This is a genomic window from Streptomyces sp. MST-110588 (assembly GCF_022695595.1).
Lineage (GTDB): Bacteria > Actinomycetota > Actinomycetes > Streptomycetales > Streptomycetaceae > Streptomyces.
Genome location: NZ_CP074380.1, coordinates 7457787 through 7481723, shown reverse-complemented (window position 1 = coordinate 7481723; position 23937 = coordinate 7457787). Strand labels below are relative to the sequence as shown.

Annotated in this window: 19 protein-coding genes and 1 pseudogene; 13 read left to right on the top strand and 7 right to left on the bottom strand. The window is 72.0% G+C overall.

Annotated elements, in window-relative coordinates; genetic code table 11:
* The first annotated feature begins 97 nt into the window (after positions 1 to 97).
* Positions 98 to 736 (top strand): DUF305 domain-containing protein, encoded by a 639-nt coding sequence (locus KGS77_RS32575; protein WP_242587822.1) that lies wholly within the window; start codon positions 98 to 100, stop codon positions 734 to 736.
* A 108-nt stretch (positions 737 to 844) separates the two neighbouring features.
* On the top strand, positions 845 to 2254 hold the full coding sequence (locus KGS77_RS32570; protein WP_242586879.1) for an FAD-dependent oxidoreductase: 1410 nt from the start codon (positions 845 to 847) through the stop codon (positions 2252 to 2254).
* Positions 2255 to 2353: 99 nt separating this feature from the next.
* Here KGS77_RS32570 and KGS77_RS32565 read toward each other — a convergent pair whose 3' ends face one another.
* On the bottom strand, positions 2354 to 2746 hold the full coding sequence (locus KGS77_RS32565; RefSeq protein ID WP_242586877.1) for a helix-turn-helix domain-containing protein: 393 nt from the start codon (positions 2744 to 2746) through the stop codon (positions 2354 to 2356).
* A 227-nt stretch (positions 2747 to 2973) separates the two neighbouring features.
* On the opposite strand from KGS77_RS32565, the gene KGS77_RS32560 reads away from it, so the two are divergent.
* Positions 2974 to 4077 (top strand): NADH:flavin oxidoreductase/NADH oxidase, encoded by a 1104-nt coding sequence (locus tag KGS77_RS32560; RefSeq protein WP_242586875.1) that lies wholly within the window; start codon positions 2974 to 2976, stop codon positions 4075 to 4077.
* A gap of 82 nt (positions 4078 to 4159) precedes the next feature.
* Here KGS77_RS32560 and KGS77_RS32555 read toward each other — a convergent pair whose 3' ends face one another.
* Positions 4160 to 5311: a hypothetical protein gene (locus KGS77_RS32555; RefSeq protein ID WP_242586874.1), complete on the bottom strand. Its 1152-nt coding sequence runs from the start codon at positions 5309 to 5311 to the stop codon at positions 4160 to 4162.
* Positions 5293 to 6747 (bottom strand): hypothetical protein, encoded by a 1455-nt coding sequence (locus KGS77_RS32550; RefSeq protein ID WP_242586872.1) that lies wholly within the window; start codon positions 6745 to 6747, stop codon positions 5293 to 5295. Before KGS77_RS32550 ends, KGS77_RS32555 begins: the two co-directional genes overlap by 19 nt.
* A 386-nt stretch (positions 6748 to 7133) precedes the next feature.
* Here KGS77_RS32550 and KGS77_RS32545 point away from each other — a divergent pair, with 386 nt between their 5' ends.
* The gene (locus tag KGS77_RS32545; RefSeq protein WP_242586870.1) at positions 7134 to 8219 is read left to right on the top strand and encodes a sialidase family protein; all 1086 of its coding nucleotides are present in this window, start codon (positions 7134 to 7136) and stop codon (positions 8217 to 8219) included.
* A 166-nt stretch (positions 8220 to 8385) separates the two neighbouring features.
* Here KGS77_RS32545 and KGS77_RS32540 read toward each other — a convergent pair whose 3' ends face one another.
* Positions 8386 to 9063 carry a uracil-DNA glycosylase gene (locus KGS77_RS32540; protein ID WP_242586867.1) on the bottom strand — a complete coding sequence of 226 codons (678 nt, stop codon included), beginning with the start codon at positions 9061 to 9063 and terminating at the stop codon, positions 8386 to 8388.
* Positions 9064 to 9315: 252 nt separating this feature from the next.
* On the opposite strand from KGS77_RS32540, the gene KGS77_RS32535 reads away from it, so the two are divergent.
* From KGS77_RS32535 to KGS77_RS32525, 3 genes are all read left to right on the top strand, one after another.
* Entirely contained in the window at positions 9316 to 10350 is a 1035-nt protein-coding gene (locus KGS77_RS32535; protein WP_242586863.1) for a phospholipid scramblase-related protein, read from the top strand.
* Positions 10351 to 10435: 85 nt separating this feature from the next.
* On the top strand, positions 10436 to 11407 hold the full coding sequence (locus KGS77_RS32530; protein WP_242587821.1) for a BadF/BadG/BcrA/BcrD ATPase family protein: 972 nt from the start codon (positions 10436 to 10438) through the stop codon (positions 11405 to 11407).
* A 197-nt stretch (positions 11408 to 11604) separates the two neighbouring features.
* Entirely contained in the window at positions 11605 to 12477 is an 873-nt protein-coding gene (locus KGS77_RS32525; RefSeq protein ID WP_242587820.1) for a hypothetical protein, read from the top strand.
* Between the two features lie 232 nt (positions 12478 to 12709).
* On the opposite strand, the pseudogene KGS77_RS32520 reads toward KGS77_RS32525, so the two are convergent.
* Positions 12710 to 13770 (bottom strand): annotated as a pseudogene (locus KGS77_RS32520) (lactonase family protein).
* 288 nt (positions 13771 to 14058) lie between these two features.
* Between KGS77_RS32520 and KGS77_RS32515 the strand changes: the two are divergent.
* Positions 14059 to 15561, top strand: coding sequence for an FUSC family protein (locus tag KGS77_RS32515; protein WP_242586859.1), 1503 nt, complete (start codon positions 14059 to 14061; stop codon positions 15559 to 15561).
* Positions 15562 to 15841: 280 nt separating this feature from the next.
* Complete coding sequence (locus KGS77_RS32510; RefSeq protein WP_242586857.1) at positions 15842 to 16273, top strand: hypothetical protein; 432 nt, start codon at positions 15842 to 15844, stop codon at positions 16271 to 16273.
* 11 nt (positions 16274 to 16284) lie between these two features.
* Here KGS77_RS32510 and KGS77_RS32505 read toward each other — a convergent pair whose 3' ends face one another.
* Entirely contained in the window at positions 16285 to 16935 is a 651-nt protein-coding gene (locus tag KGS77_RS32505; RefSeq protein WP_242586855.1) for a response regulator transcription factor, read from the bottom strand.
* Positions 16932 to 18155, bottom strand: coding sequence for a histidine kinase (locus KGS77_RS32500; protein WP_242586853.1), 1224 nt, complete (start codon positions 18153 to 18155; stop codon positions 16932 to 16934). Before KGS77_RS32500 ends, KGS77_RS32505 begins: the two co-directional genes overlap by 4 nt.
* Before the next feature lie 153 nt (positions 18156 to 18308).
* Between KGS77_RS32500 and KGS77_RS32495 the strand changes: the two genes are divergently transcribed.
* From KGS77_RS32495 to KGS77_RS32480, 4 genes are all read left to right on the top strand, one after another.
* Complete coding sequence (locus tag KGS77_RS32495) at positions 18309 to 19052, top strand: ABC transporter ATP-binding protein (RefSeq protein WP_242586851.1); 744 nt, start codon at positions 18309 to 18311, stop codon at positions 19050 to 19052.
* Complete coding sequence (locus tag KGS77_RS32490; protein ID WP_242586849.1) at positions 19052 to 21565, top strand: ABC transporter permease; 2514 nt, start codon at positions 19052 to 19054, stop codon at positions 21563 to 21565. The genes KGS77_RS32495 and KGS77_RS32490 overlap by 1 nt, the downstream gene beginning before the upstream one ends.
* Positions 21566 to 21972: 407 nt before the next feature.
* Complete coding sequence (locus tag KGS77_RS32485; protein ID WP_242586847.1) at positions 21973 to 22947, top strand: ABC transporter ATP-binding protein; 975 nt, start codon at positions 21973 to 21975, stop codon at positions 22945 to 22947.
* A gap of 83 nt (positions 22948 to 23030) precedes the next feature.
* Positions 23031 to 23816 (top strand): ABC transporter permease, encoded by a 786-nt coding sequence (locus KGS77_RS32480; protein WP_242586846.1) that lies wholly within the window; start codon positions 23031 to 23033, stop codon positions 23814 to 23816.
* The last annotated feature ends 121 nt before the right edge of the window (positions 23817 to 23937 follow it).

Below are 23937 nucleotides of genomic sequence, written 5' to 3'. Positions count from 1 at the left end.
CGAGGAGCGCGCATTGACACGTACCGGAAAGGTCCGCACGCCCACCAGGCCGAGTGGTGCCCCCGCGCCCTGCCGCGCCGTCGCGCTCTGTCTCGTCATGACCCTTGCCGCTCTTGCCGTCTCCGCCTGTTCCGCGGAGGGTGACGGGCGGGCGGACGGCGGGCGGGCGCCGAAGGTGATCGCGCCGGGGAAACCGGGCGGACCCGCCCGTACGCTCTCCGCCGAGGAGGCCGGCGAGGCGGTCGGGGACGACTCCCCCAACTCCGCGGACTTCGGCTACGTACAGATGATGATCAAGCATCATGAGCAGGCGCTGACGATGACGGGACTGGCGGCCCGGTACGCCGGCTCGCCGCGCGTCAAGCGGCTGGCGGAACGTATCGCCGCGGCACAGCGCCCGGAGATCGGCGCCATGCGGGGCTGGTTGAAGCTCCACGGCGGCCCGCGGAAGACCTCCGGCCACCACGAGCACGCGTCGATGCCGGGGATGGCCACCGCCGCGCAGTTGGCCGCGCTGCGCGAGGCCCGCGGACAGCGCTTCGACGAGCTGTTCCTGACGCTCATGACCACCCACCACACCGGTGCGGTGACGATGGCCACCGATGTGCTGTCCGACGGGAACAACACCCTCGTGGAGGAGATGGCGAACGATGTCATCGCCCAGCAGACCGCGGAGATCGGCCGGATGCGGTCCCTGCGGCCGGCAGGGCCGGCAGCACCGAAGCCGTCGCCGTGAGGCGCGGCCGACGCCCCTCGCCGTGCCCCGTGCCGGCGGTGGCGCGTCGGTTCCCGCCCGCCCCGCCGCGGTGGGATCCTGGGGGCACTCCGACAGAAGGGGCCCAACGTGCTTCGCGTCGCAGTCATCGGTTCGGGACCCAGCGGGGTCTACACCGCGCAGGCGCTCGTCGAACAGCGGGCCGTACCGGGCATCGAGGTGTACGTGCTCGACCGGCTCCCGTGTCCCTACGGACTGGTCCGGTACGGTGTCGCGCCCGACCACGAGAAGATCAAGTCGCTGCAGAACAACCTCCGTACGGTGCTGGAGCACCCCCGGGTGCACTTCTTGGGCAACGTGGACGTGGGCGCGCCCGGCCTGGGGCCGCGCGAGCTGCGGCGCGCCTTCCACGCGGTCGTCTACTGTGTGGGGGCCGCCACCGACCGGCGTCTGGGCATCCCGGGCGAGGACCTGCCCGGCAGTTGTTCGGCGACCGACTTCGTCTCCTGGTACAGCGCGCATCCGGACGCCCCGGCCGGCCGCTTCGCGCTCACGGCCCGCTCGGCGGTCGTGATCGGGGTGGGCAACGTGGCCGTGGACGTGGCCCGGGTACTGGCCCGCGAAGCCGCCGAACTGGCCGGCACCGACGTGCCGCAGACGGCGCTGGGAACCTTCGCGGACAGCCGTGTGCGGGACATATGGATGGTCGGGCGGCGCGGGCCCTCACAGGCGAAGTTCACGACGAAGGAACTGCGCGAGCTCGGTTCGCTGCCGCACGCCGAGGTGTGCGTACGGCCCGAGGAGCTGGCCCTGGACCCGGCGTACGGCGATCCGGGCGGTCTGCCGGCCGTGAACCGGCGCAATGTGGAGGTACTGCGCGGGTGGGCGGAGCGCCCCGCGCCCCAGGAGCCGGACCGGCCGGGGACGGACCGGCCGGGGACAGGCCGGCCGGGGACGGACCTCGTACGCCGGATCCATCTGCGGTTCTTCCTGCGGCCGGCCGAGATCCTGGGCGACGCGGAATCGGGCGTGCGCGGGGTGCGCTTCGAACGGACCGCGCCCGACGGCTGGGGCGGGGTACGGGGCACCGGGCGGTACGAGGACATCGCGGGCGAACTGGTGCTGCGCTCGGTCGGTTACCGGGGCACGCCCCAGGAAGGACTGCCGTTCGACCAGGAGGGCGGGACGGTGCCCCATCTGGAAGGCCGGGTGCTGCGGGACGGCGTACCGTCCCCCGGGGAGTACGTGGCGGGCTGGATCAAACGGGGCCCGACCGGGGTGATCGGCACGAACCGTCCGTGCGCGAAGCAGACCGCGGCCTCACTGCTGGCCGACGCCGGTGCCGGTGCCCTGGACGAAGAGCCGCCGGCGCAGGACCCGGTGACCGTGCTGCGGCAGGCCGGACAGCGGCCGGTGCCGTGGCGGGGGTGGCTGGGCATCGAGGCGGCGGAGGCGGCGCTGGGCCGGGAGCTGGGCCGTACGGTCGTCAAGATCCCGGACTGGGACGGGCTGCTGGCCGCGGCGCGGACGACCGGCTGAGCAGCGACCGGCTGAGCAGCGACCGGATGTCCGGCGGCTGACCGGCGGTCAAGTGGCCGACAGCCGGTTGCGCCTGATCCGCCCTGATCCGCCCCTGCCTCACTCCCCTTGCGGTCCGCGTCCGGCGGCCCCGCTCCCCCGCCGCTCCTGGAGCTCCGCGGCGCGCAGCACGCTGTCGATCAGACCGGGGAAGAGCGCGTCGAGGTCGGTGCGGCGCAGCACGTTCATCTTCGCCGTGCCCTGGTAGATCTGGCTCACCACGCCGTGCTCGCGCAGCACCCGGAAGTGGTGGGTGGTCGTCGACTTGCTGACGGGCAGGTCGATGGCCGCGCACGAGAGTTCCCCGTCGGCGGCGAGCCGGCGGACGATCCGCAGCCGCACCGGGTCGGCGAGGGCGTGCAGGACGCCCTCCAGGCAGATGTCGGCGGGCTCCGGGTGGTCCAGGACGCGGGAGGCGCTCCCGGCGGGCGGCGGCGTCGGGGGGATCGGCACTGCTGGCTCCTGAGAGGTCGGCTCCGGACGGCGCGGCACGGGGAAGAGGCCGGCACGGCAAGGGGGTTACGGGCTGCCGGGGACAAGCCGCCGTACGGCCGTAAGCGTGTCCATGATACTTCGGCGGGCTTCTTGTTCGAGGATCACCGTAGTTTGACAGGTGCCGTACTACGAGAGTTATCGTACGAGGCGTCCAGCACACCGAACCCCTGACGTGGGAGCCCGCCGTGAGCGCACTGTTCGACCCGATCACCCTCCGGTCGCTGACCGTCCCGAACCGCCTGTGGATGGCCCCCATGTGCCAGTACTCGGCGGCACCCGAGGGACCCGAGCAGGGCGTCCCCACCGACTGGCACTTCCAGCACCTGGCCGCCCGGGCCGTCGGCGGCACCGGCCTGATCATCACGGAGGTGACCGCCGTCAGCCCCGAGGGCCGCGTCAGCCCGTACGACCTCGGACTGTGGAACGACACCCAGACGGAGGCGTTCCGGCGCATCACCCGCTTCCTGAAGTCCCAGGGCACCGTCCCGGGCATCCAGATCGCACACGCCGGCCGCAAGGCGTCGACCGAGCGGACCTGGGTGGACCGCGGCAGCCCGCTCGCCCCCGGCGTGGGTCACGGGTGGCTGCCGGTGGGCCCGAGCCCGCTGCCCTTCGACGAGCGGCACACCACGCCCCGGGAGCTGACCACCGAGGAGATCGCGGAGATCGTCGGGAAGTTCGCCGCCGCCGCCCGCAGGGCCCTGGACGCCGGCTACGAGGTGGTCGAGATCCACGGCGCCCACGGCTATCTGATCAACCAGTTCCTCTCCCCGCACACCAACCGGCGCACCGATGAGTACGGCGGCTCGTACGAGAACCGGACGCGCTTCGCGCTGGAGGTCGTGGACGCCGTACGGGCGGTGTGGCCCGAGGAACTGCCGGTCCTCTTCCGCATCTCCGCCACCGACTGGCTCTCGGAGAACACGCAGGACGAGCGCGAGGGCTGGACCGCCGAGGACACCGTGCGCTTCGCCGCGGACCTGCTCGACCACGGCGTGGACCTGCTGGACACCTCCACCGGCGGCATCGCGCCGAACGCCCGGATCCCGGCGGGGCCCGACTACCAGGTGCCGTTCGCCGAGCGGGTGAAGAAGGAGGCCGGGCTGGCGGTCGGCACCGTGGGGCTGATCACCGAGCCCCGGCAGGCGGAGAAGATCATCGCCGACGGGCGGGCGGACGTGGTGCTCATCGGCCGGGAGCTGCTGCGCGACCCGTACTTCGCCCGTCGCGCCGCCCGGGAGCTGGGCGTGGAGACAGCCATGCCGCAGCCCTACCACCGGGCGCTGTGAGGCCGGGGCGCGGCGCGCTCATCCCTTGCTCATCGCTCAACCCTTGCTCAACGCTCAACCCTTGCTCAACGCTCGCCCCTGCTCATCCCTGGCGGATCCGTTCCTGCTTGCGGTACGCGTCCAGGATGTCCTGACGGAGCAGGTGGCCGAAGCCCGCGGACCGCAGCCGCAGGCCGAGCTGAGCCTCGTCGATGCCCAGGCCGGCCGCGGTGTCCCCCAGGTGCCAGTCGTGGTCGGCCAGCCGGCTCAGGAGATGACCGCGGCGGACCTGGCTCTCCGAGAGGCGGAATGTCTTCAAGTAGGCGATTCGGCCGCTGTCGTCGGTGATGGCCTCACCGATGTGGTTCTCCCGCTTGGGACGGAACGGCGGCAGGAACCGGGAGAGCGTGAAGCGCCCCATGCGGTGAACCGTCCGCCAGGTGTACGCCTGCTCCAGCAGACCGCCCGCCATGGTCGTGTCGTGGAAGCGCTTCCAGGCGTCCTCCTGCTCGGCGACCGCCGTGCGCAGGCCGGCCAGGGAGCTGATCCCGGCGTCGGGGATGCGGGCCTTGAAGTCCGGCACCGGCGACATCAGCGTGGCGTAGTGGTGGATCAGTTCGCCGTACAGGTCCTGGACGAGGGTCGGGTGGAGCGCGCGGTAGTCCTCGGGGTGCGGGACCACGAACGCCGCCGCGAGGGCGTCGGCGAGGTGGACCAGCACGCCGCACTGGCCGGGGTGGATCTCGAAGACGCGCAGCGCGTCGGCGAGTCCGCGCACCTCCGCCCCCACGTACGCCTCCTCGACGCGGGGTGCGAGCCCCTGGCGTACCGCCCGCTGCGACCACTCCTCCCAGGCGATCGTGGGGCCGCCGAAGTGCAGCGTCAGATAGCCCTCCAGCGCCAGGTGCACGGGGAGGAACCGCAGCCGGTTCCTGGCCTCGCGGCGGGCCGTCCCGCGGTGGAAGCGCAGGCTCATCGTGTCGGCGGGAGCCGGGTCGCCGTCGGCGAGGAGCTGGGTGCCGTAGGCGGCTGCGGGCGTGCCGTCCTTGGACCACGTGGCGACGAACCCGTGCGGGATGTAGGAGAAGTAGGCACGGCGCGGGCCGGTTTGCACCACCCCCATCGCGTCGCCGTAGCTCAGCGAGCCCAGACGGAGGTCGTCGACGGGCTCCTCCCGTACCAGTGGCACCAGACGGACACCACCCCAGACCTGGGAGGGGCGGGTGTCCAGGCCGGTCAGGTCCAGTGTGGCCATCGCGTCCGCTCCCGGTGGCGCCCGCTGGTCATATGGGCCGCTCGGCTGTCCATGTAGGCGGTCAGTTCGGCCAGGCCGGTCCGGCCCTCCGCGAACTGGGCGAGCTCCACCAGCGCGGGAAGGTCCTCGGCATCGCGGATACCCGCGGTGGGCACCGTCGCGGACAGCCGGCGCACGTCGAAGCCGGCCGCGTCGTACACCGGATTCAGATGGACGACGCTGGTGCGGCGCCCGGGGTCCAGGCGGGTCCGCCAGACCCGCAGCACCTCCCCGGCCAGGCCGGGCGGCGCGTTGTCCCACCCGTCGGAGACGATCACCAGCCTGGACGGGGCGGTGTCCAGCGCGTCCAGGATGCGCCGGCCCAGCGGCGTCGGCCCGTACGGAGAGGCCAGCAGCGCGTCGCTGCGCCCGGACGTCCACAGTCCGGTGTAGTCGCCGGCCAGGGCGGCGAGCAGGTAGTGGCAGGCCAGAGCCACGGCCAGCGGTCGGCGGCGCTTGTGGCCCGAGCCGGAGGCGGAGAAGCTGTCGTCCAGGACGGCGGTGACCTTGCCCCAGCTTCCCCGGTGGGTGCCCGCCACCCGGCCGGCGGCCGATTCCAGGGCGTGGGTCAGCTCGGCGCGCCGGCGCAGGCAGTCCTCGGCCGGGAGCGAGAGTACGTAGGCCGCCAGCCTGGTCAGCGGCATCGTGGACAGGTCCGTCTCCACGCCCGCCGCCCCGCGCCGGCGCGCGGACTCCTGCAGCCGCAGGGTCTCCAGGCGGGTCATCCGTGGGGCGATGCGCTTGAGGAAGACCTCCCGGGGGATGCCGTGCCGGGCGGCGAAGCCCTCGGCAGCCGTATAGGGCAGCTCGTACAGGGCGGCCTGCTCGTAGTGGGCGCGGCGCCATGTCTCCAAAAGGGGCGTCGCATAGTGCGGCCGGCTCAGCGGCGCGAACACGAACGTCCCCAGCTCTTCGGTGGCCGGGGCCAGATGGGCGTGCCGAAGGGCCCTCTTGAGGCCGCCGCGGTACTTGACGGCGTCGAAGGCCGGGTCCGGTCGGGCGGACAGCCAGTCGCGCATGATCGCCCGGGTGCGCCGGTTGTTCACCCCGGCCCGGCGCAGCGCGTCGAACAGTCCGTACACCCGCTGCGGCGGCAGCGTCGCCAGGCGGGAGGCGATCAGCCGGCCCTCGCTGCGGCGCTGCTCGGCGGTGGCCTCCTTGGCGGTCTCCAGCAGACGCCGGATGATCAGGGCCGCGTTGTGGTCGTTGATGTCGAGCGCGAGGACCCCGGCGTACAGATCACGGTAGTTCCCCAGCATGTACGCGTGGAGGAAGTCCAACGACAGCCGCTGCTCGTCCACGTCGCCGTGGAATTCCCGCTGACCGGTGGAGGTGATCGCCGCGTTGACGAACAGCAGCACGTCGTCGGCCGCGACGAGGTCCCCGTACGATTCCATTCCCGTCACTTCCCGTGGCACGGACGCCGGTCCGGCATGGATGCCGGCACGGCGCGTGTGCCGGCCTGGCGGATGCCGGCCGGGGAATGGGGGCACGAGCTGCGAATCGTTGCTTCAGAGGCAGGTTCCGGAAGTCGCGCCGGAGTCCCGCGGCCGGCCACCGAACCGTAACAGAGCAGGTCACAAGCCCTCCACCGACTTCCCCCCGCACGCCGGTCGACGCTTCCCCCGTCGCGCGGCACCACCACCGCCCCTTCGGCCGATACGCGGCTCGCGGTCCGCCCCGCCCGAGGTGACCTGGCCGGTTGTCACGCCGGGGCGCCGTTGTCAGTGGCCGGGTGCAGACTGACACCTACCTGAGACAACGGCGTCCGGAGGTGTCCGGCATGACTGACGTACTGCTCGCGGTAGGCACACGCAAAGGGCTGTTCATCGGCCGACGACGAAACGGCGCATGGGGCTGGGACGGCCCGCATTTTCCCGCCCAGGCCGTGTACGCCATCGGGATCGACACCCGTCGCCCCACTCCCCGGCTGCTGGCCGGGGCCGACAGCGCGCACTGGGGCCCTTCCGTCTTCCGGTCCGACGACCTCGGCCAGACCTGGCTGGAGCCACGGCAGCCGGCGATCAAGTACCCGCCCGATACCGGGACTTCGCTGGAGCGGGTGTGGCAGCTCCATCCGGCGGGACCCGCCGCGCCCGGTGTGGTGTACGCGGGGACGGAGCCGGGCGGACTCTTCCGTTCCGAGGACGGCGGCGAGAGTTTCACGCTCGTACGCCCCCTGTGGGACCACCCGTCGCGGGAGAGGTGGGTGCCCGGCGGGGGCGGCCTGGCGGTCCATACGGTGATCACGGACCCGCGGGACGCCGACGCGGTGACGGTCGCGGTCTCCACGGCCGGGGTGTTCCGTACGCGGGACGGCGGCAAGAGCTGGGCGCCGTCCAACAGCGGGGTCAAGGCGGTCTTCCTGCCGGACCCGGATCCGGAGTTCGGCCAGTGCGTACACAAGATCGCGCAGGACCCGGCGGACCGGGACCGTCTTTATCTTCAGAACCACTGGGGCGTCTACCGCAGCGACGACGCGGGGGCGCGGTGGACGGACATCGGCGGCGGCCTTCCCTCCGACTTCGGGTTCGCCACGGCCGCCCACCCCTCGCGGGGAAACGTGGCGTACGTCTTCCCGATCACCGCGGACATCGACCGGGTGCCGGCCGGGCACCGCTGCCGGGTGTACCGCACGAGCGACGCCGGCGGGAGCTGGGAGGCACTGGCCGACGGCCTGCCGCAGGAGGACCACTACGGCACGGTGCTCCGGGACGCGCTGTGCGTGGATGGCTGCGACCCCGCGGGCGTGTATTTCGGCAACCGCAACGGCGAGGTGTTCGCCAGCGCGGACGACGGCGACACCTGGCGCCAGCTCCTGGCCCATCTGCCGGACGTCCTGTGTGTACGGGCGGCGGTGGTGGCCTGAGGCACTTCCGACGGAACCGTACGTGCCCCCGGGGGCCGGCCCGGCGGTCGTAGCGCGCCGGGCCGGCATCAAAGGAGGTGTGTGTCAGGCCCGCCTCTGGAAGGCCATGTCAACATGGCCGTCCGAGAGGCACGGTGGGGCGCCTTCGAGGCACGGCGGGGCACCTTCAGGGCAGTTGCCAGTTCACCGGCTGGGCCCCCTGCCGGGCCAGCAGTTCATTGGCGCGGCTGAACGGCCGTGAGCCGAAGAAACCGCGGTCCGCCGACATCGGCGAGGGGTGGGCCGACTCCACGGCCGGGAAGTCGCCGAGGAACGGCCGCAGGTTGCGGGCGTCGCGCCCCCACAGGATCGACACCAGCGGCGTGCCACGGGCGGCCAGCGCGCGGATGGCCTGCTCGGTGACCTCCTCCCAGCCCTTGCCGCGGTGCGCGGCGGGCCGGCCGGGTGCGGTCGTCAGGGCCCTGTTGAGCAGCAGCACGCCCTGCTTCGTCCAGGGCGTCAGGTCACCGTTGGAGGGCCGGGGCAGCCCCAGGTCCGTGTTCAGCTCGCGGAAGATGTTCTCCAAGCTGCCGGGCAGGCGCCGCACCTCGGGCGCGACCGCGAAACTCAGCCCGATCGCCATCCCGGGGGTCGGGTACGGATCCTGCCCCACGATCAGTACGCGTACCTGGTCGAAGGGCTGCTGGAAGGCCCGCAGGATGTGTGGCCCGGCGGGCAGATAGGAGCGGCCGGCCGCGATCTCGGCGCGCAGGAAGTCGCCCATAGCGGCGATACGTTCGGCCACGGGGCTCAGCGCATCGGCCCACCCGGGCTCTACAAGTTCACTCAACGGTCGTGCTGCCACGCCGCGTTACTCTACTGGCGCGCACCCCGTGCCCCCAATCGAGCAGCCCCCGCACCCCTGCCCGGCGACCGCCCCAGGGTGGTCCCACGACCGTCCCACGGTGATCTTATGCCGTGGCCCCGCGCCGTGGGAACGGTGCCTTCGGCTTCCGGCCGGCCGCCCGGTCCGGCGGCACCAGCGGCTTCCTGCCGTGGCACGGCGCACCTCCGGTGGGCTGGAAGCCTCCCTGACCGCGGGGGATAGTGTTCCCGCATGACCAATGCGAACATCCCTGCGGGCTGGTACGCCGACCCGCAGGGCACGCCCGACCAGCTCCGCTGGTGGGACGGCTCCCGGTGGACCGAGCACACCCATCCGGGCCGGCCGGCCCAGGAGCAGCAGGTGCCCGCCCGGACCGTGCCGCAGGCACAGCCGCACTCCCAGGCGGCCCCGCAGGCGCAGGCCCCGCAGCAGACCGCTCAGGCCCCGGCGCCTCACCAGCAAGCGGGCCAGGCGTACGGGCAGCAGCCGTACGGACAGCCGGGCGGCGGGCAGCCGGGCGGCGGACAGGGCTACCCGCCTCACCAGCAGCCTGGGCCGCAGCCGTACGCTCCGCAGCATCCGCAGCAGGGACACCCGGGCGTCAACCCCGAAGTCCAGCGGCAGGTCCAGCAGCAGGCCGGCATCGCCCCGGCCGCCCCCGGCGGCGGCACCCTGTTCACCGAGCCGGTCCTGGTCGTGAACCAGAAGGCCAAGCTGATCGAGGTGACGAACGAGTACAGCGTCTTCGACCAGCACGGCAACACGCTCGGCACGGTCGTACAGGTCGGTCAGAGCGCCGCCAAGAAGGTGCTGCGCATCGTCTCCAGCCTCGACCAGTTCCTGACGCACAAGCTGGAGATCCGGGACGCGTACGGGCAGCCGCAGCTCGTCCTGACCCGCCCGGCCAAGGTCATCAAGTCCAAGGTCGTCGTGGAGCGCCCCGACGGCCGGCCGGTCGGCGAAATCGTACAGCAGAACGCCATCGGCAAGATCAACTTTGCGTTGATCGCCGACGGTATGCAGATCGGCGCGATCAAGGCCGAGAACTGGCGTGCCTGGAACTTCGCCATCGTCGACCACGCCGACCAAGAGGTCGCCCGGATCACCAAGACCTGGGAGGGGCTGGCCAAGACGATGTTCACCACCGCGGACAACTACGTCCTCCAGATCCACCACCAGCTTCCCGATCCGCTGCTCAGCCTGGTCCTCGCCACGGCGCTGACCGTCGACACCGCCCTGAAGCAGGATGCCCGCGGCCTTGGGTGAGCCCGGCGGCGCCCCGGCGGACGAGCCCGGCGGCGCCCCGGCACACGCTCCGTCCGCCCGGCGGCCCGACCCGGCCACCTACGTACTGGGGGTCGATTCGGGCGGCTCGGGCCTGCGCCTGGCGGTCGCCCGCTCCGACGACCGCCAGGCCCGGCCGCTGGCCTCGTACGCCTCACGCGAACCGGTCCGTACGGGCGCCCGCGGCATGGACGCCACCCACCTGCTGGACCAGGTCCTGCCCGCCGCGCGGAAGCTGCTGCACGAGGTGGGCGGCCGGCGCTACGACGCGGCGTGCGTGGGGGCGGCGGGGATGGTCACCCTGGGCGCCGATCTGCGGTCCCATCTGCCCGCCGCACTGGCCGACGCGTTCGGCATCCGGCATCTGGCGCTCGCGGCGGACGCCGTCACCGCCTACGCCGGGGCCCTGGGCCAGCGCCCCGGCGCCGTGGTCGCCGCCGGCACCGGCCTGATCGCCTTGGGCACGGACCTCAGCGGCCCGGCCGGCTGGCGGCGCGCCGACGGCTGGGGCCATCTGCTGGGCGACTGCGGCAGCGGCGCCTGGATCGGCCGGGCCGGCCTGGAGGCGGCGCTGCGGGCCCACGACGGCCGTACGGGCGGTTCGGCCGCGCTGCTGGCCCGTACCGAAGCGGTGCTGGGGCCGGTGGCCGAGCTGCCCGGCCGGCTCTATCCGCGCGCCGACCGCACCGCCGTACTGGCCTCGTTCGCGCCCGAGGTCGCCCGCTGTGCCGGGTGGGACCCGGTGGCCGCAGGGATCCTGGGCGAGGCCGCGCGGCACATCGCGGACACGGCGGTGGCCGTGTGCCCCGCGGGCGGCCGGTGCGCGGTGGCGTTCACCGGGGGCCTGTTCCGCATCGGCGAACCGCTGCTGGCGCCGCTGCGCGCGGCGCTCGCCGAACGGCTGCCGTACGCACAGCCGGTCGAGGCCCCGGGCACTCCGCTCGACGGTGCCCTGCGCATCGCGGCGGCGCTGTCCGCCGACCGGCTCCTGCTGCCCCATGACGAGAAGTTGTTGCAGATCACACGGCTCCTGGGCTGACCCGACCGGCGCGTGCGCGAAGACGCGCGGGATAAAACGGGACGGATACCTCCCGACCGAGCCCTCCCTCCGCACCGGAACCTGTCGAGGCGTTAGCATCCGACGCCATGAGTTCCCCCACTGGGCCCGCACCCGGCTCGCCCCACTTCGACGAAGTCTCCCCGAGCCCGGGGGCCGCACCCGGCCTGCCTGTACGAATGCCGCGTCCGCGCCAGTCCGGACGCCACCGCCGACCGGAGCCGGTCGCCGCGCCCGAGGGCGCGCCCGCCCTGGTCCTGGCCGTTCCCGGCACACCCGACGCGGCGTCCCGGAGCCTGGCGGAGGAGATCTCCTTCCTCGCCCGCTCCGAGCTGCCCGGCCTGGACACCCGGGTCGGCTACATCGACGGTGGAGACGCGGAGTTCCCCGCGCTGGAGGCCGTACTGGCACAGGCCGCGGCCGAGCACAAGCTCCGTGGCGGCGACGGTGCGCGGTCCGGCGAGGAAGGCCCCGCCGCGGTGGTCGTACCGCTGCTGGCGGGCCCGGACAACGCGCTGCTGCGCCGGATACGCCAGGCGATCATGAACAGCGGTTCCGGGGCGGAGCTGACCGACGTCCTGGGCCCCCACCCGCTGCTCGCCGAGGCCCTGCACGTACGGCTCTCCGAGGCCGGTCTGGCGCGGGCGGACCGGGCCCGGCTGTTCACGGTCACGACGGCCGCGGACGGCATCGTCCTGGCCACCGTCGGCGGCCCGGAGGCCGTACAGGCCGCCGGGATCACCGGCATGCTGCTCTCCGCACGTCTGGCGGTGCCGGTGCTGGCCGCCGCGCTGGACGAGGAGGGCGCGATCTCCCGCGCGGCCGACGAGCTGCGCTCCTCGGGCTCCCGGCAGCTCGCCCTGGCCCCGTACCTGATCGGCCCGGAGATCTCCGGGGGCCTGGTGGAGGCGGCAGCGGCGGAGGCGGGCTGCTCGGCGGCCGAGGCGCTGGGCGCCTATGGGACGGTGGGCCGACTGGTGCTGTCCCACTACGCGACGCTGGTGGGGGTCAAGCTCCAGCAGGCGCAGGGGCAGGGCGTACCGGCTCGGTGATCCGGTCCGGTACGTGATCCGGTCCGGTAGGTGATCGGGTCCGGTACGTGATCGTGTCCCGGCCCGATCACTGCTCAGCGATCGCCGCACGGCCGGCGGACGGGTGCCGTCGGCTGTCGTCGGCTGCCGACCGCCCGGGGCCGCTCCTCACATACCGGAGGGAGCGGCCCTTTTGTTGTGCTTTGTTGTCTTTGCTGTGCCTTCGAAGTCGGCGGTCAGGCGAAGCCCGTGTTCACACGAAGACCACGCACGACGCGGCCGGCGCTTCGATGGCGCCGCCGCGGACCGGGATGCCCGTCGCCGGGTCGACGGTGAACCAGGTGACGTCGCCGGAGCGCTCATTGGCGGCGTAGAGGTGCCGGCCGTCGGGGTGGAGGGCCAGGTCGCGGGGCCAGTGGCCGCCGCAGGGGACGTTCGCGGCCAGGGTCGGGACCTCTCCCGCGTCATCCAGTGTGAGCACGGAGATGCTGTCGTGCCCCCGGGTGGCAGCCCACAGGAAGCGTCCGTCGGGCGAGACGACCACTTCGGATGGATATGTCTCGGCTCCGGCGCCGGGGCCGCCCAGCGGCTCTCCGTCGGGCAGCAGGCCGGTCTCGTCCAGGGGAGTCAGGCGGCCTTCGGTGGCGTCCCAGCGGCAGACCGTGACCGTGGGCGCCAGTTCGTTGACCACGTACGCCCGCTCGCCGCGCGGGTGGAAGGCGAGGTGGCGCGGGCCGCTGCCCGGCCGCAGCCGCACCTCCTCCCGTACGGTGAGCGCCCCGCTCTCCGGGTCCAGTGCGCACACGCGTACGGAGTCGGTGCCGAGATCGACGCCGAGCAGCCAGCGGCCGGTGGGATCGGGCAGCACCGCGTGGGCGTGCGGCTCCCGCTGGCGGTCGGGGTGCGGGCCGCTGCCCTCGTGCCGGAGCACGGCGACCGGGGCGGCGAGGGCGCCGTCGGCCCGTACGGGGAGCGCGCTCACGCTGCCGGAGCCGTAGTTGGCGGTCAGCAGGTACCCGGCCCACAGCGCGAGGTGGGTGGGGGCGGCGCCTTGTACCGGCACGGGGGGCGCGAGCAGCGCCGGCGCGTGGCCGCCGAGCGAGAAGGCGGCGGCTGCCCCTCGTCCACCTCACTGACGGCGTACAGATACCGGCCGTCGGGGGACGGCGCCAGATAGGAGGGGTTGGCGATCGCGTCCGTGGCGTGACGCGGGGTGAGGGCGCCGGAGGCGGGGTCGATGTCCGCCGTGATGATGCCCCGTCCGCCCGCCTCGGTGAACGACCCGATGTACGCCCGCTGCCCGGTGTCCGTCATGCCCGCCGACCCGCCCTTCGTTGCCGTGTGGTCCGCCGCCTATGAGGTGTACGCCGAGGTACGGGCCGACGCTAACAGTCCGCCCGGGCCGGTGGCGGTTGATCCGTTGGCCCTCCAATGGCGGTCTTCTCACCTAAGTCGCTATACCAATGGCCCAGACCTTCTGTCGTCTGTTGAGCCAGCGGCGGGCAAATGTTTTGATGATCGAACCAATGGCGCTGTGGATTCCCGCGGCGCCTCTTTTGTTGCCGACATACGTGAAGGGGTGCGGAAGAGTTGCTGAGGCGAATGTTCGTGGCTGCGGATCCGGGACGGCTGCGCCTGCGCACCTCGGCCCGGGCCGTTCTCGGCGTCGGACTGGCGGTGACCGTCTCGCACCTGGCCGCCGGGACCCTCGGCGCGGCCGTCGCCGGAGGCCTCGCCGCGCTGCTCGCACTGTTCACCGTCACCGGCCCCACGGTCCGCGAGCAGGCCCTGACCACCGCCCTGCTGCCCGTCGTGGGATTCCCGGTCCTCGCGCTCGCGACGGCGCTCCACGGCACGCCCTGGGCACGCGACACCGCGTTCCTCGTCGTGGTGTTCGCAGGCGTGTACGCCCGCAGGTGGGGCCCACGGGGCCAAGCGCTGGGGATCTTCGCGTTCATGACCTTCTTCATGACGCAGTTCCTGCACGCCGTACCGGCCGAGCTGCCTGCGCTGTACACGGCCATGACCGCGGCACTGGCCGCGTCCAGCCTGGTCCGCTTCGGCCTGTGGTGCATCGAGCGCCGTACGCCGCCGCCGGCGGTGCCCGCTCCCCCGACGGCCCGCGGCCTCGCCCGCCCCACCACCCGTCAGGCGTTCCAGAACACCTTCGCCTGCGCCCTCGCGCTGGGCATCGGGCAGTTCGTCTCGGACGAGCGCTGGTACTGGGCCGTCGGCACCGCCTGGTGGATCTTCGTCAACACCGCCTCGCGCGGGGAGACGCTCGTACGGGGCTTCCGCCGCGTCGTCGGGACGCTGGCCGGTATCGCCGTGGGCCTCCTGGTCGCCATACCGCTGCACGGGGCTGCCGCGCCCACGCTCGTCCTGGTGGCACTGTGCGTCTTCGGCATCTTCTACACCGCCGCGCCCTCCTATAGCTGGATGATGTTCTTCGTGACCGTCATGGCCGGCCTGCTCTACGGGCTGCTCGGCGTGCTGCACCCCGGCCTTCTCGCGCTGCGCCTGGAGCAGACGCTGGTCGGCGCCGGCTGCTCGGCCCTCGCCCTCACGCTCGTCCTGCCGGTCACCACGCACGAGGCCACCGACGCATGGATCCGGCGCGCCCTGCTGGCCGTACGGCGGTGCACCGCCGAATCCGCGCGCCGGCTCGGCGGCGAGGAGTCTGCCGATCCGGCACCGTACGTCGCCGAACTCGAACTCCTCCTCGGCAGGGTCCGCGCCTCCCTCGCCCCACTGCTGCATCCCCTCAGCCCGCTGCGCGCCCGCAAGGAACGCGCCCGGCAGATCATGGTGCACCTGGACGACTGCGCCCGGCAGGCGCGCGGCCTGGCCGCCGTCGCCGCCGACCCCGACGCCTCGCACGACGCCCGGCTCACCGCCGCCTGCCAGCGCGTCGAAACCGCGCTGCGCGCCCTCCTGCCGGCCGCCGAGGCACCCCTGACCACGCCGGAACCCGGCAGCGCCGCCCCACAGCACCACCCCGGCGCGGAGCGGGCCCTGGACCACCTGCACGACCTGGAAAAGGCCCTCGCGGCCCTGACCGCTCCCTTGTTGCAGGGGCCGCGTCCCCCCTTGGCCGGCGCCTGACCCGCTTCCGGGGCCCGGGGCTTGGGCCCAGGAAGCGGAGCGGGGCTCCGGGGCCGGGCCGATCGGACGATGGTGTCGGACCGCGGCACAGTACGACCCGGACAGCCTGGCAGCCGACTGCGTGAGCTCGTCCTTGAGCGCTTCTTCCGTCGCGGGATTCCCGCCGAGACGGTGGCCGGATCCAGGTAACCGCGTCCGGTGGCCGACGGCCTGCTGGGGGGCATCGCGCTGGACTCGCCCGGCTCCGTAGGGCTCCGTACGGCTCCTGGACGACGCAGACGTGGCGCGGACCGGGCTGGAGACGCTGCGCTCGGCCGCGCGCGCCGACCCGGTGAACGAACCGGTCGCGCACGAAGTCCTGCGCCGTCCCGACGGCACGCTCATCCACTGCGCCGGCGGCTCGTCGATGTGTGTGGCCGGCAAGGCACTCGTCGTGGCGGAGCTGACGCGTACGACGACCGGCCAGGAGCCCCTCGCCGACGGTGTACTGGTCACCGTCCCGAGCCGGTACCTCCTCGCCTTCCATCCGATCACGGACGGCCGGGCCGTCAACGCCGTCAACGACCTCACGGCGTACGGCCTCGGCGCCCACCAGGACAGCCCCGGAGCGCTCTCACCGCGCATACCGGCGGGCGCCGGGAACGGACACCGCAGGCGGGCGCGGACCTCAGGCCCGGCGCTTGGCCGCGCGGTCTTCAGGCCCGGCGCTTGACCGCGCGGTTCCTAGGGCCGTGTCCCCGCGTCGCGGACGAGCAGGGCCATCTGCACCCGGTTGGAGAGGCCCAGCTTGGCCAGGGCGCGGCTGACATGCGCTTTCACCGTGCCCTCGCTCATGGCCAGTTCGCGTCCGACCTCCGCGTTGGACATCCCCGTGGCCACGGCTCTGACAACTTCGTCCTCCCGGTCGGTCAGCACCGACAGCCGCCGACGCGCCTCGGCGGTGCCTTCCGTCTCCAGTCCCGCGAAGGTGTCGATCAGCCGTTTGGTGACCCTCGGGGTGATCATGGCGCTGCCCTCGGCGATCGTACGGACGGCGTTGGTCAGGTCACGTGGGGAGGTGTCCTTCAGGAGGAAGCCGGCCGCCCCGTTGCGCAGGGCGGTGTGCACGTACTCGTCGAGGTCGAAGGTGGTGAGCATGATCACTGCTGGCCCGTCCGGCGAGCGCCGCAGCTCGCGCAGTGCGGTCAGTCCGTCCATGCCCGCCATCCGGACGTCCATGAGCACCACATCAGGGCGGTGCTTGGCGACCGCGGTGATCGCCTCGCTGCCGTCGCTCGCCTCGGCGACCACCTCGATGTCCTCGGCGGGCTCCAGGATCATGCGCAGGCCGGTCCGGACCAGTGCCTCGTCGTCGACCACCAGAACGCGGATCACGCGTGTTCCTCCAGAGCGGGCTGGGAGAGGGGGAAACGGGCCGACACCGTGAAGCCGCCGTCGTGGCGCGGCTCGGCGACGAACTCGCCGTCGAGCAGCTCGACCCGTTCGCGCAGGCCGACCAGCCCGGTGCCGCTGCCCGGCAGCGGCTCGACGGGACCTTGCGGGGCCGCGTTGTTCACCATGATCTCCAGCTCTTTCGTGTGGTAACGCACGGCGACATCGGTGGAGACCGCCCCGGCGTGTTTGTGCACATTGGTCAGGGCTTCTTGTATGACCCGATAGGCGGCGTGCTCCAGCAGCGTCGGCAGCCGCTGGGGCGTTCCCTCGTCGCGACGGGCCACGGGGATGCCTGCGGCCCGCGACCGGTCGAGCAGCCGGTCGAGGTCCACCAGGGTCGGCTGCGGTCCGAGGCCGGGCCCGTCGTCGTCACCCGGCCTTTTGAGAATGCCGATGGCGTCCCTGAGCTGCGCGAGCGCTTCCCTGCCCGTGGTGCGGATGAGTTCGGCCGCATCGGTGGTCTTCTCGTCCTTGGCGTTGACCTCCAGCGCGCCCGCGTGCAGCACCATGAGCGTGACGCGGTGCGCGACGACGTCGTGCATGTCGCGGGCGATCCGGGCCCGTTCCGCCAGCCGTGCCTGCTCGGCGCGCACGGCCTGTTCTCTTTCCAGTTGCGCGGCGCGCTCCTGAAGGCCCTCGATCACCTCGCGGCGGGCCTTGCTCCACAGGCCGAGCGTGACGGGGAGGCCGACGAAGAGCACCGCGCCGCCGAGCGAGGCGAGCAGATCCTCGCGCCCGATGCCCGGTACGCCGGTGGCCGCGCCCGTGACGGTCGGCAGCACGGCTGCCGCGCCGGCCCCCAGGACGTACCAGGCCAGATGGGCGGGCCTGCGGGCGGTACGGGCCGCGACGTAGGACCCGATGCCCAGCATCACCCAGGCCGACAGCAGCACCCAGGCCACCATCCCGACGACGACGGCCGGCAGGCGCCTGCGCGGCAGCAGCAGGACGGCGGTCGAGGATGCCGTCGCCATTACCACCGAAAGGAGGAAGCCGGTCATCGGTGTGATGCCCAACTCGGCGTGCACATAAGGGATGGGGCGGCCGTCGACCGGTACAAAGGCATCCGCGGCGACGACGACCGCCAGCGACGCCGGGCCCCAGCGGCCCCTGGTCCGTCGCAGTCGCTGCCGGAGCGCTGACTCCTTGTTCTGTGCCACACACCGAGCCTAGTTGTTCATGACGCGCTCGGCTTCTGCCGAACGTCTTGCCCCGGCTGCACCAAGGTTGAGCGTGGCCTCAACTTAAGTCAGGGGTGTTTCTGGCCGTTCAGGTGACGTGCCGGGCCGGTCCGCGCTCGGACACTCCCTTCCATGACACAGACAACAACCGCCGTCCGCGCCACCGGTCTCACCAAGCGCTACGGCTCGGGCGACTCCCGCGTGGTCGCGCTCGCCGGGGTGGACGTCGCGTTCCCGTGCGGGGAATTCACCGCGATCATGGGGCCGTCCGGCTCCGGGAAGTCGACGCTGATGCATTGCCTCGCCGGGCTCGACCGGGCCGACGAGGGCAAAGTGTGGCTCGGTGACACCGAGTTGACCGCTTTGCGTGACGACGCCTTGACCGATCTGCGCCGTGACCGCGTGGGGTTCGTCTTCCAGGCGTTCAACCTGCTGCCCACGCTCACCGCCCTGGAGAACATCACGCTCCCCTTCGACCTGGCCGGACGCAAGCCCGATCAGGCGCTCCTGGACAAGGTCATCACGACACTGAACCTGCGCGACCGGCTCGGCCACCGGCCGAGTCAACTCTCCGGCGGACAGCAGCAGCGCGTGGCGTGTGCACGGGCGCTGGTCACCCGGCCCGAGGTGGTGTTCGCCGACGAGCCGACCGGCGCGCTGGACTCGGCCGCCTCTGCCGAACTGCTGCGGTTCCTGCGCCGCGGCGTGGACGACCTCGGTCGGACGGTGGTGATGGTGACCCATGAGCCGAGCGCCGCCGCGTACGCGGACCGGGTGCTGTTCCTCAAGGACGGCCACATCGTGGATGAGATCTGCACACCGACCGCGGACGCCGTGCTGGAGCGCATGAAGTCCTTCGAGAAGGCCGCTGCCTGATGCTGAGAACCATGCTGCGGGACCTGCTCGCGCACAAGGGCCGGGTGGTGATGACGCTGGTCGCCATCGCCCTCGGTGTGACCGCCACGGTCGGAAGCTGGGTGGTCAGCGAATCCGTCGCCACCACCCTGGCAGGCCAGGAGACCCGTACGGATGTCGGCGTCTCGGTGCAGAGTCCCGGGAAGGATCCGCTGCTGACCCCCGCGGACCGGGACCGGCTCTCCCGGATACCCGGCGTGGGCCGCGCCGAAGGCGTGATCGTCGGCCGGGCCGGGCTGGTCGGGCCCGGCGGCAAGTTCGTGAGGACCGCCACCGTCCTGGACCGGGCCGGCACCAACTGGAGTCACGGCACACGCTTCACGTTGGAGGCGGGCAAGGCCCCCTCCGGGCCCGGCCAGGTGGCGCTCAACCGGACCGACGCCGACGCCGCCGGCATCAAGGTGGGGACGACCACGCGCATACTGCTGTCCGACGGCCGTACGGACCGGGCCGTGGTGTCCGGGCTGTTCACGTACCGCCGACTGGGGCCGGAGACGACGACGGACTCCGATGAGGCGTCCGACGCGATACCGGTGGTCGCGTACGACACACGGACCGCCGTAAGGCTCCTGGGCACGCGCTATCACCGCATCGAGCTGTCGACCGAGTCCGGTACGTCCGCCGGAGCGCTCGAAGCGGCCGTGCGCAAGGCGGTGCCCGGCGACTGCCATGTCGAGACGGGTGGTGCGCTGGCCGACGCCGCCATGCGCCAATCGGAGGCGACGGCGCAGGAGTTGCGGATGACGATGCTGCCGTTCGCGGCGGTCGCGCTGCTGGTCGGCATGTTCGTGATCAGCAACACCTTCACCTTGCTGGTGACACAGCGCACCCGGCAGTTCGCGCTGCTGAGGGCGGTGGGTGCCCGCAAGCGGCAGGTGCGGGCCGGGATCATCGCGGAAGCCTGTGTGCTCGGTCTGGCCGGAGGCACCGTCGGCACGCTGGGAGGGGTGGCGCTGGGCCCCTCCATGATCTCGGTGATGCGCCCGGGGGACGATGTCGCCTTCACCGTCGGCCCGGTGGCCATCGCCCTCGGCTACGCGGTCGCCCTGCTGGTCAGCACACTGGCCGCATACGGCTCGGCCCGGCGTGCCGCCTCCGTGCCGCCGGTCGCCGCACTGCGGACCGACGCGATCCCTCCGCGGGGGACCAAGCGGATACGTCATGTGCTGGGCCTCGGCTTCGTCGTCCTGGGTACGGCGCTGGTCCTCGCCACCGCGGACCCGAGTTCGTCCAATGCCGCACGCATCATCGGTCTGGTGGGGGCGGTGCTCGGTGTGGCCGGCATGATCGTGCTCGCGCCCTTCTTCGCCGAGGTGGTCCTGCGTCCCGCGGCCCGCCTGCTGGGTGCGCGGTCGCGGCCGGCGCTGCGGCTGGGGCTGCGCAACGCGGTCGGCGACCCGCGGCGTACGTCGGGCACGGCGACGGCCATCACCGTCGGCCTGGCCCTGGTCTGCGCGTTCGCCACACTCAGCGCTTCGTTCTCCGCGCTGATCGCCTCGACGACCCGGGCGAACGTGCCGGACACCACCACGGTCCTGCAGTCCGCGGCCGGCGGCGGGTCCTGCCTGACTCCCGCCGAAGCCGCCAAGGTCACATCGCTGCCGGGCGTCTCTCACGTGGCGGGCAGCCGTGACGTACTGGTCGGGCTCACCTACAAGGGCGGCAGAACCGAGCGGCGGATCTCCGCGATCGAACCCGCGGGGCTCAAGGGCGTCCTCACCCCGCACATCACGGCGGGCAGCCCCGACCTTGAACACGGTGTGGTGATATCGCAGAACCAGGCCGACATGATGGGCCTGGGCATGAACGACAAGATCACCCTTCATCTGGACGCCAGGACCTCCGTCACTCAATCCGTCGTGGGCATTTACGACGCCACGGAGTTGCAGGCCAGCATCTTCCTGGACGTCGCCCGGGCGCCTGCCGCACTCCGCAAGCAGATCACCACGCTCTACGCCACCGGGCCCGACCCTGCCAGGGCCCGGGCCGGTATCGAGGCGGCCTTCCGCGACCGTCCGGACGTGATCGTCGGCGACCGCGAGACACTGGTGCGGCAGGGCGTGGAGCACCAGTCGCTGGCGTTCACGCTGATGTACGCGATGTTCGGGGTGGCGCTCCTGATCGCTGTGTTCGGTGTCGTCAACACCCTTGTGCTGTCGGTCATGGAACGCACCCGTGAGATCGGAGTGATCCGCGCGGTGGGCGCGACACGTCTCCAGGTCCGCAGAACCATCAGGGTCGAGAGCATCGTCATATCGCTCTTCGGCGCGCTGCTCGGTGTGGTGGTGGGCGTCCCGGCGGGAGCCGTCATGCAACACGCCATGTTCGGGCAGCGGTTGTGGGACTTCACCCTCCCGCTGACGGTCATCGGTCCGGCGCTGGCCGGGATCGGCGCCGCCGCCGTACTGGCCGCGATGTGGCCCGCCCGCCGGGCGGCCCGTACGAACATGCTGGTGGCGATCGCCGGCGACTAGGGCGTTTCTGATGGATCTCCGTGGAAGACGGAGCGGTGTTCGGTGCGTGCGCTCGGCGTGCGGTGTGAAGGGTCATGTGGCGGAGCCACCTGTCCCTTTGCGCCGTGCGGCGAGGGTGCGTGCCGGGCGTCGCGAGGCCGCGGAGATCCGTCAGAAGCGCCCTAGCGTTCGCCGGTGATTCCCCACGGCACAGCAGCCGGCCCGGCGGTTCGACGAACCGCCGGGCCGGCTGGTCCCCTCGTTCCGGTTCCATCTGCTCGGTCCGGCCACCGTGTCGATGGAGTGGTCTCCAAAGAGGGGGTGGGACGCAGCGAAAGTTATAGACGATCGATTCCTTTGGTCGGATGTGCCGGACCCGTCGCGTTTTCTAGCGTTGATCACGTCACCACTTCGACAGGGAGACTCACATGATCACGCTCAGGGGACTGACCAAACGCTATGGAGAAGTCACCGCCGTGGACGACTTGCATGCGGATATCGGGCCGGGACACGTGACCGGTTTTCTCGGTCCCAACGGTGCCGGGAAATCCACGACGATGCGGATGATTCTCGGCCTGGACCGTCCGACGGCCGGGGAGGCATTGGTCAACGGAAAGCGTTATGAGGAATTGCGGTATCCCACACGGGAAATCGGGGCTCTCCTGGAAGCGAAGGCGCTGCACCCGGGGCGCAGCGCCCGCCATCATCTGCTGGCCATGGCGCGTAGCAACGGTATTCCGGGCCGTCGTGTCGAGGAGGTACTGGAAACGGTCGGCCTGACCTCGGTCGCCGAGCGGAAGGCCGGGCTCTTCTCCCTCGGTATGGGGCAGCGGCTCGGTATCGCCGGCGCGCTGTTGGGCGACCCCGGTGTACTGATCTTCGACGAGCCGGTGAACGGGCTCGATCCGGACGGTGTGCGCTGGGTCCGGGAGACGGCCCGGTCACTGGCCGGGGAAGGCCGGACCGTTTTTCTCTCCAGTCATTTGATGAGTGAGATGCAGCAGACGGCCGACCAGTTGGTCATCATCGGCAGGGGCCGGCTCATCGCGCACGAACCGATGGAACAGTTGGTGCGGCGCAGTGCGCGGGACACGGTCCGGGTGCGGGTGCCGGAGCGAAGCGGACGGGAGGAAATGGAGCGGCGGACAGCCGTGGCCGGCTTCGCCGTGGACCGCTCCGATGACGATGACAGCGACGATGACGTGCTGACGATACGTGGCGCGACCGTGGAGCGGATCGGTGACATCGCCCATGAAGCCAGCATACGCCTGCATGAACTCCGCGCCCTTGCACCCTCGTTGGAGGAGGCGTACATGCAACTGACCGCCTCCAGCATCGAATACGGCATTCATCACGGCACCCCACCGGGGCCCTCGGCAGACAAGGCGGAGCCGACGTCATGAGTAACAGAACCGCTGGTTCCTCCGTTGATTCCTCCACCGCGTCAGACACCGTCCCTTCCCCTGTTGCTCCTCGCGGAGCGGGGGTGACAGGCCAAAAGGGACGCGGTGGGCTGGTCGGGGCCATCGCCGCGGAGTGGACCAAGTTATGGACCGTGCGCTCCACCTGGGTGGCTCTCGCCTCGACGGCGGCGCTGATCATCGCCTATACGGTCATCGCGGGTGGTGCCGCGCGGTCCGCTCCCGCGGACGGCTCCGGTGGCGGGCTGCCGACCGCGCCGCTGGACAATCTGGGGACCGGGGTCGCGTTCATGGGCCAGTTCGGGGTTCTGGCACTGGCCACGATGGTCATGGCGACCGAATACTCGACCGGCAGTATCCGTTCGACGCTGCTGTGGGTGCCGGTCCGCTATCGGGTGCTGCTGGCGAAATGCCTGGTGCTCTTCCCGGTGCTCTTCGTGTCCGGCCTGGTGCTCACGCCCGTGGGGGTGGGGTCCGCCGTCGCCGCGCTCGGTGATGCGGCACAGTCGGTGACCGCCGAGGACGCCGTCGCCCGGGCGTTCGCCGTCGGAGGCTATCTCGCCGCCACAGGTGTCATCGTCGTGGGTATAGGTGCAGCCGTCCGCAGCGTCGCGGGCACGCTCACCGTGGGGTTCCTGTTGATGCTGGTACTTCCGATGACCATGCAGTCCACGTCGGTGGAGTTCCTCTCCAAGGCGGCCGACTACCTGCCCGGACCGGCCGGCATGCATCTGATGGGGGTCGCCGAGAACCAGGCGTACGGCACTCCGGCGGCCGTGGGGCTGCTGGCGATATGGGCGGTGGCGGCCAATGTCGTCGGGTACTGCGTACTCCGCTCACGCGACGCCTGAGCGCCGAAGGCGCTTTCCGTCGCCGGCGGCGCCCAGGCCACGGACGACGCGCGGGGCTATGGCGCAGTGACCGCGTACGGGGTGGGCCAGTGGTCCAGGTGACCGAGCCTTGGGAGGGCCA

Coding starts and splice junctions, on each gene's coding strand:
- KGS77_RS32545 (WP_242586870.1), top strand. CDS start 7,134: ATGACTGACGTACTGCTCGCGGTAGGCACACGCAAAGGGCTGTTCATC.
- KGS77_RS32575 (WP_242587822.1), top strand. CDS start 98: ATGACCCTTGCCGCTCTTGCCGTCTCCGCCTGTTCCGCGGAGGGTGAC.
- KGS77_RS32525 (WP_242587820.1), top strand. CDS start 11,605: ATGCCGCGTCCGCGCCAGTCCGGACGCCACCGCCGACCGGAGCCGGTC.
- KGS77_RS32515 (WP_242586859.1), top strand. CDS start 14,059: ATGTTCGTGGCTGCGGATCCGGGACGGCTGCGCCTGCGCACCTCGGCC.
- KGS77_RS32535 (WP_242586863.1), top strand. CDS start 9,316: ATGACCAATGCGAACATCCCTGCGGGCTGGTACGCCGACCCGCAGGGC.
- KGS77_RS32550 (WP_242586872.1), bottom strand. CDS start 6,747: ATGGAATCGTACGGGGACCTCGTCGCGGCCGACGACGTGCTGCTGTTC.
- KGS77_RS32495 (WP_242586851.1), top strand. CDS start 18,309: ATGACACAGACAACAACCGCCGTCCGCGCCACCGGTCTCACCAAGCGC.
- KGS77_RS32555 (WP_242586874.1), bottom strand. CDS start 5,311: ATGGCCACACTGGACCTGACCGGCCTGGACACCCGCCCCTCCCAGGTC.
- KGS77_RS32490 (WP_242586849.1), top strand. CDS start 19,052: ATGCTGAGAACCATGCTGCGGGACCTGCTCGCGCACAAGGGCCGGGTG.
- KGS77_RS32485 (WP_242586847.1), top strand. CDS start 21,973: ATGATCACGCTCAGGGGACTGACCAAACGCTATGGAGAAGTCACCGCC.